Source organism: Micromonospora sp. NPDC003944 (assembly GCF_053605225.1).
Map to the genome: position 1 here is coordinate 26,083 of NZ_JBSGIV010000061.1, position 13,076 is coordinate 39,158.

The 13,076-nt window shown below is 70.4% G+C and carries 15 protein-coding genes; 7 read left to right on the plus strand and 8 right to left on the minus strand.

Annotated elements, in window-relative coordinates:
* Window positions 1–215 precede the first annotated feature (215 nt).
* Window positions 216–1,100: a S41 family peptidase gene (locus ACWER9_RS25440; protein ID WP_452304192.1), complete on the minus strand. Its 885-nt coding sequence runs from the start codon at window positions 1,098–1,100 to the stop codon at window positions 216–218.
* A gap of 78 nt (window positions 1,101–1,178) precedes the next feature.
* Window positions 1,179–1,853 carry a winged helix-turn-helix transcriptional regulator gene (locus ACWER9_RS25445; protein ID WP_452304193.1) on the minus strand — a complete coding sequence of 225 codons (675 nt, stop codon included), beginning with the start codon at window positions 1,851–1,853 and terminating at the stop codon, window positions 1,179–1,181.
* A 75-nt stretch (window positions 1,854–1,928) separates the two neighbouring features.
* Here ACWER9_RS25445 and ACWER9_RS25450 point away from each other — a divergent pair, with 75 nt between their 5' ends.
* The gene (locus ACWER9_RS25450; RefSeq protein ID WP_452304194.1) at window positions 1,929–2,426 is read left to right on the plus strand and encodes a pyridoxamine 5'-phosphate oxidase family protein; all 498 of its coding nucleotides are present in this window, start codon (window positions 1,929–1,931) and stop codon (window positions 2,424–2,426) included.
* Window positions 2,427–2,464: 38 nt separating this feature from the next.
* Window positions 2,465–3,031: a dihydrofolate reductase family protein gene (locus ACWER9_RS25455; RefSeq protein ID WP_452304195.1), complete on the plus strand. Its 567-nt coding sequence runs from the start codon at window positions 2,465–2,467 to the stop codon at window positions 3,029–3,031.
* A gap of 58 nt (window positions 3,032–3,089) precedes the next feature.
* Here ACWER9_RS25455 and rph read toward each other — a convergent pair whose 3' ends face one another.
* From rph to ACWER9_RS25470, 3 genes are all read right to left on the minus strand, one after another.
* Window positions 3,090–5,711, minus strand: coding sequence for a rifamycin-inactivating phosphotransferase (rph, locus tag ACWER9_RS25460; RefSeq protein WP_452304196.1), 2,622 nt, complete (start codon window positions 5,709–5,711; stop codon window positions 3,090–3,092).
* 164 nt (window positions 5,712–5,875) lie between these two features.
* Window positions 5,876–6,187: a DUF4396 domain-containing protein gene (locus tag ACWER9_RS25465; RefSeq protein ID WP_452304197.1), complete on the minus strand. Its 312-nt coding sequence runs from the start codon at window positions 6,185–6,187 to the stop codon at window positions 5,876–5,878.
* Window positions 6,184–6,333: a hypothetical protein gene (locus ACWER9_RS25470; RefSeq protein ID WP_452304198.1), complete on the minus strand. Its 150-nt coding sequence runs from the start codon at window positions 6,331–6,333 to the stop codon at window positions 6,184–6,186. Before ACWER9_RS25470 ends, ACWER9_RS25465 begins: the two co-directional genes overlap by 4 nt.
* Before the next feature lie 214 nt (window positions 6,334–6,547).
* Here ACWER9_RS25470 and ACWER9_RS25475 point away from each other — a divergent pair, with 214 nt between their 5' ends.
* The 3 genes from ACWER9_RS25475 (at window position 6,548) to ACWER9_RS25485 (ending at window position 8,447) form a co-directional block, all read left to right on the plus strand.
* Window positions 6,548–7,309 (plus strand): MBL fold metallo-hydrolase, encoded by a 762-nt coding sequence (locus ACWER9_RS25475; protein ID WP_452304199.1) that lies wholly within the window; start codon window positions 6,548–6,550, stop codon window positions 7,307–7,309.
* Between the two features lie 74 nt (window positions 7,310–7,383).
* A complete protein-coding gene (locus ACWER9_RS25480; RefSeq protein ID WP_452304200.1) occupies window positions 7,384–7,989 on the plus strand; it encodes a TMEM175 family protein in 606 nt (201 codons plus the stop codon).
* 14 nt (window positions 7,990–8,003) lie between these two features.
* Window positions 8,004–8,447 (plus strand): DUF5990 family protein, encoded by a 444-nt coding sequence (locus tag ACWER9_RS25485; RefSeq protein WP_452304201.1) that lies wholly within the window; start codon window positions 8,004–8,006, stop codon window positions 8,445–8,447.
* A gap of 7 nt (window positions 8,448–8,454) precedes the next feature.
* On the opposite strand, the gene ACWER9_RS25490 is transcribed toward ACWER9_RS25485, so the two are convergent.
* Both ACWER9_RS25490 and ACWER9_RS25495 read right to left on the minus strand, forming a co-directional pair.
* The gene (locus ACWER9_RS25490) at window positions 8,455–9,546 is read right to left on the minus strand and encodes a winged helix DNA-binding domain-containing protein (protein WP_452304202.1); all 1,092 of its coding nucleotides are present in this window, start codon (window positions 9,544–9,546) and stop codon (window positions 8,455–8,457) included.
* 9 nt (window positions 9,547–9,555) lie between these two features.
* Window positions 9,556–10,743 (minus strand): DUF418 domain-containing protein, encoded by a 1,188-nt coding sequence (locus ACWER9_RS25495; RefSeq protein ID WP_452304203.1) that lies wholly within the window; start codon window positions 10,741–10,743, stop codon window positions 9,556–9,558.
* A gap of 183 nt (window positions 10,744–10,926) precedes the next feature.
* Between ACWER9_RS25495 and ACWER9_RS25500 the strand changes: the two genes are divergently transcribed.
* A complete protein-coding gene (locus ACWER9_RS25500) occupies window positions 10,927–11,568 on the plus strand; it encodes a hypothetical protein (protein ID WP_452304204.1) in 642 nt (213 codons plus the stop codon).
* Window positions 11,569–11,573: 5 nt separating this feature from the next.
* Here ACWER9_RS25500 and ACWER9_RS25505 read toward each other — a convergent pair whose 3' ends face one another.
* Complete coding sequence (locus ACWER9_RS25505; RefSeq protein WP_452304205.1) at window positions 11,574–12,284, minus strand: carbonic anhydrase; 711 nt, start codon at window positions 12,282–12,284, stop codon at window positions 11,574–11,576.
* Window positions 12,285–12,440: 156 nt separating this feature from the next.
* Here ACWER9_RS25505 and ACWER9_RS25510 point away from each other — a divergent pair, with 156 nt between their 5' ends.
* Window positions 12,441–12,917, plus strand: a complete 477-nt coding sequence (locus ACWER9_RS25510; RefSeq protein ID WP_452304206.1) for a hypothetical protein — start codon at window positions 12,441–12,443, stop codon at window positions 12,915–12,917.
* Window positions 12,918–13,076 lie beyond the last annotated feature (159 nt).

The following is a 13,076-nucleotide window of genomic DNA, read 5'->3' on the forward strand; positions in this document are numbered from 1 at the left end:
CCGCCATGTCGTTTCCTCCTGAGGGTGCCGTCGGTCGGGGCAGGATCTTGACATACCCGTCGGTGCCGTGGACGCGGATCCGCTGCCCGTCGCGGAGCGGCGGTGGGCAGCACGGGCAAGGCCGGCGACCCGCAGATCGCGTCGCCGTCCAAAGTGGAGAGCCCGTCAAGACTAACGATCATGCTCGATGCGTACCACCCGAACGGTAGCCGCGCCTATGCGCCTGAGATGGCCTTGAGCGCCGTGTCGAGTGCCTGGTCTGCTGGGACAGGCATGTCGGGAACCACGCCGACGCCTTCCCAGTTGGTGCCGGTGACGCTGTTGATGGTGCGGGCGGTCGGCACGGTCACGAGGATGTGTTCGGTGACCGGGTGGCGGGCCGTCGGATGCGCGCCGCCGCGCGTCGTTTCACCGACGACGACGGCCCGGCCGTGCGCCTGAAGGGTGTACGCCACGTCCTCGCCCCCGGAGAACGTCGTCGCGCTGGTCAGCACATACACCGGGCGGTCGGCGTAGCGCGGCGCGGGAAGGTGCGCGGTCGTCCAGAACTGGCGGGTCGCGCCGGTGGACCGCTCGTAGAAGTCGTTGAGGTGCACCTGGTCGTCGCGGAAGAAGTAGCTGCACCACATCGCGGCTCCCTCCGGTGTTCCGCCGGAACAGGCGCGCAGGTCCAGGACGAGCGCGGAGCTGAGGGCGACCAGTTGCATGGCCGCGCCGATCGCGGCGGCGCCCTCGTCGGCGTACGCGATGCGCCGCACGTCGATGAACCCGACGGTGCCGTCCAGGTGCTCGACGCGGCGGATGCCCTGGTTCTCCGTTCTGAGCAGTGCGAGGAACGCGGCCCGCCCGCCGTCCTCGTCCGCCGGATCCAGCGACTGCGGCTGGTCTGACCACAACAGCCGCAGATGCTTGTCCGGGCACACCTGCTGAAGGTGAGCGGTGACCGTTTCGCAGAGCGCCGGCCCGTCCAGGCCGTCGTACTCGCCCGACGCGAGACGACGCCGGATCGCGGCGTCTATCTCCGGAACCTTCTCGGGAAAGACGTAGCCTGCCCCGATCCGATCCAGGGCCTGTCCGATTATGTGTTCGTGTGAGGGCACGGCCGGTCACGGTAGACCGCAGATCGCTTCATGACCAGCGAGTTTCGCGCAGACGGTTCACGTCGCGGCGCACCGTCGTCAGGGCGTCGCGGGCTGGGGTACGAGGATGAACGGGGTCAGGAGCAGTTCGGTGAGGCGCCGCCTGGCATGCTTGTCGCCGCTTAGTCGCAGCGCACCCGACTCCACCGCCGCCGCCATGGTGATCTCCTGGCCGCAGACGGCACGAAGGGTTCCGAGGTCGGTGGTGAGCGCCGCATCGGGGTCGGATGCTGCGCCGCGACGGAGCTGCACCGTGTCGTCGGCGACGTCGGCGAGGTACGTGTCGGCGTCGATGTGGAAGGCGTAGCTGCCGGCGAGTGCCCGGCCTCGCGCCGGGTCGAAGGCCGCCTTGATGCTGAGCAGCAGGGAGTCGACGCCGAGGGCGCCGTCGGGTGACTGGGGGGACTGGCTTCCCCAGCGGCCGAACTGCAGGAGGATCGGCTCCAGGGCGCGGCCCCACTCGGTCAACTCGTACAGGTGGACCCGCGTCGGCGGGCCCAGGTCCCGCCGGTGCACCACGCCGTGCTCGGTGAGCTGGCGCAGCCGCTGGCTCAGCACGTTGGGGCTCACGCCGGGTAGGCCGCCGAGCAGGTCGTTGAACCGCCGGGGGCCGAGCAGGAGGTCGCGGACCACCAGCAACGCCCACCGCTCGCCGATGATGTCCAGTCCACGGGCGACACCGCACGGATCTCCATAGCTACGCATGCCGCTCATGGCATCCACCCTACCTTGATCCTCATTTAGGAGTATCACTTGTTCTTTAGGAGTTCGACCCCTAGCGTGGCTCCCATGAGCCTGCCGCAAGGTGACGTGAAGCTCCTGGACACTCCGTTGGCGCAGCGCCTGCTCGCCGCCTCCCTGGTGGCCCGCCTCGCCTGGACCAGCAGGGACGGGACACCCAGGTTGATCCCGGTGAACTTCCTCTGGACCGGCGACGAGATGGTCGTCGGCGCGTTCGCCGGCACGTACAAGATCCGTGACCTGCAAGCCCGGCCGGACGTGGCGGTCTGCATCGACACCGCGGACGGCCTGCCGGAGGTGCTGATGCTGCGCGGAAAGGTCACCCTGGCGGAGGTCGAGGGCGTCCTGCCCGAGTACGCCACCATCCAGCGCGCGGGGATGGGCGACGAGATGGGCACCGCCTACCTGACGGCGATCGACCAGCCGGGCCTGCGGATGGTCCGGATCGGACTGCGCCCCACCTGGGTCGCAGTCGTCGACTTCCAGGAGCGGTTTCCGGCGCGAACGCCGGATCCCGTCCGGGCCGCGCTCAGCGGCGGCACGTAACCAGCCGGAGATCACCACACCCAGACGGAGGACGAGAGATGCGCAAGATTGTCGTGTCGATGTGGACCACGCTGGACGGGTTCGTCGCCGGCCCGCACGACGAGATGGACTGGCTCCTGATCGACGACCACCTACAGAAGTACGAGCGGGACCTGGTGGACAACGCCGGGAGCCTGATGCTGGGTCGCAGCACGCACGCCGACTTCGCCGGCCACTGGCCGTCGACCGCCCGCAACCCCGACCAGCCAGACGACGTACGCGGGTATGCCCAACGCCTCGACGCACTGGAAAAGATCGTCGTCTCGGCCTCGGGGAACACCGCGACCTGGACGAACACCCGCCGGCTCGCCCGCCTCGACGCCGACGAGATCGCCGAGCTCAAACGTGGGCCCGGAGGGGACATCGTGGTCTACGGCAGCCTCACGGTGATCCGTTCTCTCGCCGATCTCCGGCTCATCGACGAGATTCACCTCCTGGTGCATCCCGTGTTCCTGCGCCGGGGCAAGGCGCTCTTCGACGGTGGTCAACCACCGGCCCGACTGGAGTTGGTGTCCGCCGAACCGTTCTCCTCCGGGGTGGTCCTCCTGAAGTACCACCCCGCCTAGCTTCCACAGCTGGGCGACGACCATCCGGGTGGGTACCTGCTGATGTGGGTGCCGTCGGTCAGGGCAGGATCTCGACGTACCCGTCAGTGCCGTGTACGCGGATCCGCTGCCCGTCGCGGATCAGCCGGGTGGCGTCGAGCACGCTGACGACGGCCGGCAGGCCATACTCCCTCGCGATCACCGCGCCGTGCGTCATCAACCCGCCGACCTCCGTGACCAGGCCCGCGATGCCGACGAACAGCGGCGTCCAGCTCGGGTCCGTGTGGGCGGTGACGAGGATGTCACCCGCTTCGAGGTCGGCCTGCGCCATGTCCAGGATGACGCGGGCGCGCCCCTCGACGGTCCCGGCGGACACCGGCACACCGGCCAGGGCGCCGGCCGGCACGTCGTCGCGCCGGTACGCCCCGGTGACGACCTCGCCGTCGGAGGTCAACACCCGGGGTGGGGTGAGTGCCTGGTCCGACCGGAACGCGTCCCGGCGCTGCCGGAGCAACTCGTGGTCCACCTTCTGCGAGCGGACGACCTCGTGGAACTCCTGGAACGTCAGGTAGAAGACGTCGTCGGTGCTGGTGAGCACGCCGGCCCGCACCAGCCGGTCGGCCTCCGCCAGCAGTGCCTGCTTGTAGACGAAGTAGCGGCTGACGATGCCGTACTTCGGGTACTCCCGGTAGCCGATGAAGGTCCGCACCCGGTCGATCATCGTGGCGGTCTCGTCGGCCTTCTGCTCGCCGTCCGGCAGCGCCCGCAGGCGCGTCAACACCTCCTGCGTCTTCTGCTGCGCCTGCTGCCGCCCCTGCGCGAAGCGCCGCCCGGCCTCGCCCGGCGCGAAGAGCCTGACGTTGTCGAGGAGCACGGGCACCAGCGTGGTGGGTCGTTCGCTCCACCGTGGCCTGGTGATGTCGATTTCGCCGACGCAGCGCATGCCGTACCTGTCGAGGTATCCCATGATGGCCTCGCGCGCCTCGACCCCGCCCACCACCGTGGGCAGCTCGTCGAGGAAGTCGTCGTCCTCGACGTCCTGGAGGAACGCCACCACCTGCGGGTGCGGACGGATCACGTCGGCGACGTCGAGCAGCGCCAGCCCCATCTCCGAGGTGATGTTGCCGGGGGCGGACAGGGTGAGGGTGTCCGCGGCGTTCTTCTCGCCCAGCCACTCACCAAGTCTGTCGTTGAGCCACCAGGTGGCCTCCATGCCGGCCATGATCGCCTGCATGCTGAGCGGGTCGCTGAGGACCCGCTTGTGCTCCCCGAAGGCCTCCAACAGGACGTCGAACAGCGCCGGGCCGGTCACCGCCGCGATGTCGCGCCGCAGCGCGGCGACGGACGCCTCGCTGCGCCCGACCAGCTCGGTCACGATGGTCGGGTCGGTGTCGATCGACACGCCGCCGGTCGTCAGCCTGGCCGGTCCGCCACCGTCGCCCGGGAGCGTCGTCGCGCCGAAGTCCGGTCGGTCGAGGAGCGTCTCCAGCGCGTTTCTCGTCAGCGGGTCGGACTTCCCGACCATCTCCAGGAAGTTGGCGCGGCTCGCGGGTGAGGCCAGCAACCGGGTCGCGTCGACGAACAACCTCCCGCCGGCCTCCAGCATCGGGGCCATGGCCGTCAACTGCCACATCGAGATCCCCAGCGGCCGCATGGCGTCGGTCATCATCTGCTGGTGCCCGACCGAGAGGTAGACGTGGTTCTCCTGGTCACCGGCCGGGGGCACGGGGAACAGCGTGGTGATCGGCCGGCTCTGCACGATCTGGACGTCGTCGTCGACCAGGCACCACTCGATGTCCTGCGGGCGGCCGAAGTGTGCCTCGATCCGACGCCCGAGCCGCACCAGCCGCAGCACCTGCGCCTCGGTCAGCGCCGGCTGTTCCTGCCGCTGCGGGTCGATGGCCACCTCCCGCGTCCCGCCGCCGGGTAGGGCGGCGACGGCACGCTGCTTGGCGGCGACCGCACCGGCGACCACCTCCCCGTCGCGCACCGTGAAGACGTCCGGGTTCACCAGGCCGGACACCAGGGCCTCGCCGAGACCGAAGCTGGCGTCCACGGTCGCGACCCTCCGGTTGCCCGTCACCGGGTCGGCCGTGAACAGGATGCCGGAGGCATCCGGAAAGACCATTCTCTGTACGACGACAGCCATCTGGACCGTGCGGTGGTCGATGCCGTTGCGCAGGCGGTAGACGACCGCCCGCTCGGTGAAGAGCGACGCCCAGCACCGGCTGACGTGCCGCAGGATGGCTTCCGGCCCCACCACGTTCAGGTAGGTGTCCTGCTGGCCGGCGAAGGACGCCGTGGGCGTGTCCTCCGCCGTCGCGCTCGACCGCACGGCGTACGCGGCCTGCTCGCCGAAGCGGGCGAGCGCGTCGGTGATCGCGGCGGCCAGGTCGTCCGGCATCGCGGTCTCCTCGATGCTGCGGCGGACCTCCGCGCTGAGCGTGCGGATCGCCTCCCGGTCGTCCGGGCTCAGCCGCGACAGCTGACCGAGCCGGTCGTCGATCGACGGCGTCAGCCCCACGACCCGCCGGAAGGCGTCAGTGGTCACGCAGAACCCGGCCGGCACCCGGATGCCGTCGATCCGGGACAGCGCCCCCAGGTGCGCGGCCTTGCCGCCGACGACCGACACCTGCGTCTCGTCGACCTCCCGGAGATCCACCAGCGGTGTCCGGTCGCTGCGGCCCTCGTCAATCGACAACACACCCACGTCGCCCCCCCGTTACCTCGTTTGTGCTGGTCCGGCCGCCGATTCTGCGTCACGACCGGGGTCTTGCGGCAAGCCCCCAGGTGCGATATACGTTAGAAGTGGCAGGGAGAGTGATCTCCTTGCCGCTTGTTGTTTGTCCGGGTGTTCGGGCCTGCTCAGTCGTAGGGGAGTCGACGCGGCTCGATCCGCAACCCTCGGCCGAGCTGCCAGGACGCGGTCGGCCAAGCCGCGACGAACCCCGCTATCAGCCCGATCTGACCCACGAACCAGAACGTGGCGCTGTCGGGTCGCAGGGGTGGCTCCGGCAGGACCACGCGGTGCGCGAGCGTCAGCCACACGAACAACGCCAGCTCGAAGGCGCTGATGGTCAGCAGTTCGATCCTGCCGACGCTCGACAGTGCGCGCCAGACCTTGCCGAGGCTGCGACCCGGCCCGGCGAAGTACCGGAAGAGAACGGCGATCGTCACCGCCGTCGTGAGAACGCCTCGGGCCTGCCCCAGTTCCAGTAGAGGCGGACCGCTGCCGGACCGATGTAGAGGACGGTCACCAGCCAGACGATCTCCATGACTGCGAGCGACGCCCAGGAGAGCGCCACGAGCCAGGTTGGTGCCATCCCCGCCCCTTCCGCGCGCCTGGCGAGTCTTTCACGTCGTACTCGTGCGGATCGGCGGATCGGGCGTTCCCGCGTGCGGGCGCGGCCTCGTGCCCGGCGCGGTGCTACCGCTTATTGCCGCGTCCGCCTCCGGCCAGGTGACCGACGGTGACCGGGTCAGCCACACCTCGCCACGGGACAGAAGCGGCGTCTCCGCGCTGGCACACTCTCGGTCATGGTCGACTGGTATACGCGGGCCGAGGTGGACGGCGACGTCGTCCGGATCTCGGAGCCCCACGTCAACGAACTGCTGTCGGCGAACTTCTGGTGGTTGCGCGGCAACGACCGGGACATCGTGATCGACGCCGGGCTCGGTGTCGTCGCCTTGGGGGAGACGATTCCGGGCCTGTTCGCGCGCGACCCGCTGGTCGTGCTCACCCACGCGCACCTGGATCACGTCGGTGGGGCGTCGGAGTTCGCAGAGCGGGCCGCTCACCCCGCCGAGGCGGGGGTTCTGGCGGCGGGCGTGCCGGCGAGCCTCTACGGCGCGGAACTCTTCGAGAAGCTGGGCATCGACGCCGCCGGGGAAGCCGTCCCGGAGCTCATGATCGACGTCCTGCCCGACCCCGGCTACGACCCCACCGCCTACCGGATCGCACCCATGACCCTGCACCGCCTGCTCGACGACGGCGACCGGGTCGACCTGGGCGGACGGGTGCTGACCGTGCTGCACCTGCCCGGCCACACGCCGGGAAGCATCGCCCTGCTGGAGGAACACAGCGGGACGCTGTACTCCGGCGACATCATCTACGAGGGTGCCCTGATCGACGATCTGCCCAACTCCGACGTGGCCGCGTACCGGCGAAGCATGGAGTTCCTCGTCGACCTCGACGTGTCCGTCGTCCATCCGGGCCACGGGGACAGCTTCGACCGGACGCGCCTGCGCCAGTTGGCCGAGACGTACCTGCGCAGAACGGCTGCCTCCCACCTTCACTAACGCTGACGTACCGCATAATTCGTGATGTGCCCCCTAAAAGGGAAACCCCACGGCTGACGCGCAGCCCAGGCCGGTTGCTGGCCTTCAGCGACGCCGTCTTCGCGATCGCCGTGACGCTCCTGGTGCTGGAGATCCAGCCGCCCCACGACTTCGGGCACCTCGTCCGAGGCCTCGGTGCACTGTGGCCGTCGTACCTGGCGTACACGCTGAGCTTCCTGCTCATCGGGCAGGTGTGGGTCAACCACCACGTCATGTTCGACCGGGTTCGGCACGTCGACCGAGGGGTGTTGTTCCTCAACACCCTGCTGCTGATGGTCATCGCGTTCCTGCCGTTCACCACCTCACTGCTCGCCGAGGCGTTGCGCGCGGAGCAGGGGCTGCGGGCGTCGGTCGTCGCCTACGGCGGCACGCTGTGGACGGCGGCGGCCCTGTTCAACATCATCTGGGCCCACCTCCGGCGCGCCAAGCTGCTGGACCCCGGCCTCGGCCCGGTCGGTGCTCGGGCCATCGGTCGCCGGTTCACGCTCGCGCTGCTCTGGATCGGCTCCGGCATCGTCGTCGGCGCGTTCGTGCCGATCGCCGGCGTCGTCATCATCGCCGCGTTCCTGCCCGCCTACTACCTGCCCATCCGCGGCGAGTACGGCGAGGACGACACCACCGCCGACAAGCCGGCCGGCTAACTAGAGTCACTGTCATGCGGATCCGGATCGAGGGCAGCGACCTCCCCGGCCAGCGCCCCGGTGCGGAGGCCGACGCGCTGCGACTGGGCAACGTACACGTCGGGATTCAGCGAAAGGCCGAGGTGGTCGACCAGGTGCCGGCCGACGCGCCGAGCGCAACCTGGTCCTTGGAGGTGTCCAGCCGCGAGATCGACGGAGCGCTCGACGTCGGCGGCCCCTGGGTGCACGGCCGCCCCGGGGCGCGGTTCCTCTATCTGAGCTGGGGTGCGGTGACCCCGGACGGCTTCGCCATGTTCCGACGGGCGAAGATGATGTTCACCGACGTGCCGACCGCGCTGCTGCGCGCCGCCCACGAGGGCAGCGGGACGCTCGTCGGCCGGGTCGGTTTGACCGATGCCGCCGGTGAGCCGATCTGCGCTCGGGTGACCCCGCCCGCCATCTCCTGGACGGTGGAGTGAGGGGCCGTTAGCTGCCGACGTCGACTCCGGCAAGGGCGACGGCACGGTACGCGGCGAGGTGTTCCGCCTGCGCGGTGATGGCCTCACGGGTGGCGGCTGACAGCCTCTGCCACGGTTGGACGGCGACGGTGAAGGTCCTGCCGGACTTGCGGGGACGCCAGGTGCCGACCAACTCGCCGTCGACCAGGACGGCGCCGGGGCGACCCAACACCGGCCACAGCTCCTTGGCGCGGGCGGCGTCCGGCACCAGCGTTGCCCGGTCCTTGGCCTGGAGGAACAGGTCGAACGGGCCGAGCAGACGGGTGCCCCGGCCGTCGGCCGACTCCAACGCCTCCTCGTCGGCGGCCAGCAGTGAGCGCACCTCGCCGTCGACAGTCACCTCGACCACGTCGTCGGGCCAGCGCGCCTTCACGTCCTTCACCGGGGCGTCGAGATAATCGGCCACCTGTTTCGGGGTGGCCGGGCCCAACAGGCGAAGGTACGCGCGGATGAGGTCGAATCGGTCACCCGCGGCGGCTGCCTTCCGGAACCCGGAGATGCGCTGCAAGATCGGGGGTGAGGTGTCCAGCCGCAACTCCAGCCCGGCCCGCAGGGCGGCGAGCCGGAACGGCATCTCGTAGAGGTGCGTGGCGTCGCACGGCCGGCAGAACCGCAGGTACGGCTCGGGCAGCACCGTGGCCAGGCGGCCGGACACGTCTCCCTTCACCGTCGGGGCGCTGACGACTGCCCGCATCCGGCCGGCGATCTCGTCGAGGGCCGCGAGGATGCCGATGCCGGCGGCCTTCAACGGCTTGGATGCGTCGTAGATGCGCTTGCCCGCGTCGGCCTCGGAGAAGGGTTCGACGGCCGCCGCCACCTTCGCGACGTCGGCACGCCGGTAGAGGTGGGGCGCGCCGCGCACCGTCCACAGCAACACCAGTTCCGGGTCGGGCAACGCCGTCACGTCGACCCCGCGTACGGCAAGCGCCCACCGGGCGCCGTCCGGACCGGTGTTCTGCACCCCGAGGTCCAGGACTGCGGTGTCGGCGAGGGTGCCCTTGTCCCGGTCGAGCTGCTGGGCGCGGACCCGGAAGTTCATCACCTGATGCCGGTCGACCATTCCAGCACCCTAGTCGCGGCGACGACCTCGGTGGGTCCAGGCGCGCAGCGCCCATTCGGCCGGGCCGTAGCGGAACCGCCGCAGCCACCACGAGCTGGCCACCAACTGGACCGCGAAGATCACAAGCGCGATCAGCAGCGTCTGCGCCGGTGAGGTGCGGCCGACCAGGCCCCACCCGACGCCGGTGAAGACGAGCACGCACACGAGCGACTGGGCCAGATAGTTCGTCAGTGCCATCCGCCCCGCGGGCGCGAGCACGTCTGCGACGCGTGGCCGCCGCGTGAACAGGCGCAGCAGGGTCGCGGCGTAGGCGGCGGCCAGGAACGGCGCGGTGACAATGCTGACCATCAGCCCGGTCAGGTCCGCGGTGCCCCCACCGACGGCGAACACGACGGCGCCGGCCAGACCGACCGGATACCCCACCCGTTCGATCCGGCGCAGCAGGTCCGCGTGCGCGGGCACGGAGGCCAGAAAACGGTGCTTGCCGGCGGCGAGGCCGACGAGGAACGCCGCGAACGCCAGAGGCCCCTGCACGGCGAGGCCGCCGATCATCGCCGGCATCGACCGCAGGTGCTCCAGGACGACGTCGCCGAGGCCCCCGCCCAGGGCCAGCGTCGAACGCGCACCGGCACTGACCGCGGTGGCCTCGTCCGGCACCAGCGTGGCACCGAGGACCGCGGCGATCCCGACCACGACGGCGATGCCGCCGATGATGGCCGCCGCCACGACAAGCGCGGTGCGGGGCGCCATCCGTCGGGCGGCGAGCAACACGAGACCGAGCAGCGCGTACGTGGTGAGGATGTCGCCGTGGAACAGCAGCACCGCGTGCAGCACCCCGAGGACGAACAACCCGGAGAGCCGGCGGAGAAACGCCGGGCGGAACGCCACGTGGCGCCGAGCCGCGGAGTCGAGTTGCAGGGTGAAGCTGTAGCCGAAGAGGAAGGCGAACAGCAGGTACGCCTTCATCGCGAACAGCAGCTCCACCGCACCCGCGACCAGCAGGTCGACCGGGCCGTGCGTCGGGTCGTCGACGAGGTGGAAGTCGTAGCCGGAGCTGAAGAACGCGATGTTCACCAGCAGGATGAGCAGCAGCGCACTTCCCCGCAGGGCGTCCACGACGGTGATCCGGGCGGGGGTGTCACCGGACGCGGGTTGTGGGTTGCCGTCGGCGGGTCGACCGATTCGGGTCACATTCATGGTGTTCAGCCTCCGGACCGTGCCCCGCCGCCGGGAGCCTTTACGTCACAAGCACTGTCGTGACGAAACGAGGCTCATCCCCGGGCCGGGGGAGGCGAATCCCCCCGGGTAGCGATTCGTTCGTCTCAACGGTCAGCCACGGTGAACTCGGATGCGCCGACCGCCGCTGAAACGGAGACAACCATGACCCGCACAGTTGTTGCGACACCACCACCGCCGCCCTGGGCGCGCCGGGCCGGTCACGTGGCGTGGATCGCCCCCGTGCTGGGGTTCATCCCGTTGCACGTGCCATGGATCCTGGGCATTCCGATGTTCGCCAACCCCGGCCCGTTTCGCGAGTGGTACCACGGTCGTGGGCCCGGGGTGGGGGACCACCCCGTCGACGGCTTCCTGGGCTTGCCGGCCGGGGCGTTCTACCTGGGCCTGCTGTGCGTCCTCGCCGGGCTCGGTGGCGTCCTGGCGCTGGGGCTCATCAAGGACTGGGGGACGGTCTTCCCCCGGTGGGTGCCGTGGCTGCGCGGACGTCGGGTGCCACCGTGGGTGCCGCTGACGCCGACGGTGCTGGGATCGGCCCTGATGATCGGCTACTCGGCGACCCTGCCCTGGCAGTTCGCCGCGGACCTGACGGAGCCCGGCGCCGACGACATCTTCACTCCGACCGGCGTCCTGATCGGCCTCCCGCTCCTGGTGGCCTGGACGGTCGCGCTGCCGATTGCCGGGTGGTCCTACTACCGCCGTACCCGGCTGCCGCGACGGGATCGGCGGCGCTGGTCGGCCCGCGTGGAGGACCGGCCAACGCCGCCGCTCTGGCCCAGGATCGGGTGACGGCCTCAGGCCACCAGCGAGACCCGCCCGTTGTCCAGGTCGTAGCGGGCGCCCACCACGCGTAGCGCACCCTCGTGCACCTTCTCGGCGATGATCGTGCTGCGTGCGCTGAGCGCCCGCACCTGCGCGGCGATGTTGGCCCGGACCCCGTTCTCCACCGGGTCGCCGGGCTGGTCCAGCACCGGCTCGACGATCGGGCGCAGGGCGTCCACGATGGTGCCGATGTGCCCGGGCGCCGTACCCCCGGTGTGGATGGCGTCGATGGTGGCGGTGATCGCGCCGCAGCGTTCGTGGCCGAGGACGACGATCAGCAGGCTGCCGAACTCCTCCACGGCGAACTCGACGCTGCCGAGCAGCAGGTCGTCGACGATGTTGCCGGCCACCCGGTTGTCGAACAGGTCACCCAGCCCCTGGTCGAACAGCACCTCGGGGGCCACCCGGGAGTCCGCGCAGCCGACGGTGATGGCGAACGGGTGCTGGCCGGCGGCGAGCCGGTGCAGGTCGGCCAGGCCCTGGTGGGGGTGCCGGCCGTGGCCGGAGGTGAACCGCCGGTTGCCGGCCTGCAGGCGACGCAGCGCCTCGGACGGCGTGTCGACCGGGGTTTCGGCTGGCGCGGCGACGGCGGCGGACGGACTGGCTGCGGCCGCGCCGAGCGCCACGGCGGCGGCGCCACCGGCGGTCAGCAGCGAACGGCGGGACAGGTGGGAACGTGCCACGATCATCTCCCTGGGGTGAGGCAACTCGCCTCTTCCTACCAGCCCTCCGTCCACACGGGTGTCCCGTGTTGCAGCTGACGGCGCCGAGCAGATTGATCATCGTCTGGACATCGGCTATTGTCCGCGTCCGTGAAATCTTCCCGTCTTGCTTCCGCCATGTTGATCCTTGCCGTCTCGACGACCCTCGCCGCCTGCGGCGACGGCGACAAGGCGACGACCGCCGGATCCGCCACGTCCGCTCCCACCTCCGCAGCCGCGTCCGCGGTGGCCACCTCCGCTGCCGCCACGCCGTCGTCACCCGCGGCGGGCGCGGCGACCGACAAGCAGCTCTGCGAGGCGGTGAAGAAGGCCAGCGACGAGATGAGGGCCGAGATGGTGAAGGTCGCCACGACCGGCGAGGCGTCGGCGGCGGACTTCAAGAAGATCCTGACCGGGCTGGAGCAGAAGGTGACCACGGTCGCTGCGACCGGCGACGGCAAGCTTGTCGACGCGCTGCGGGCGTTCGGCGCCGAGGCGGCCAAGGCCGCAGCCGCGGCGGACCCGGCGACCGCCGCCGACAACCCGGCCTTCGAGAAGGCCGGCAAGGACATCAGCACCGCGTGCAAGGCCCAGGGCGTCACCATGGTCCTCTGACCAGCACGACCTGACCAGGTCGGGTGAGATGGCCGACGGCCCCCACCCCCGCGGGGGGGGGGGGGGGGGGGGCACCGGGGGCGGGGGGAGCCCCCCGCGGACGTGGGTGTGTTTGGCGCCTTTGGGTTTTGGTTTTTGGGGGTTTTAGTTATATTAAAA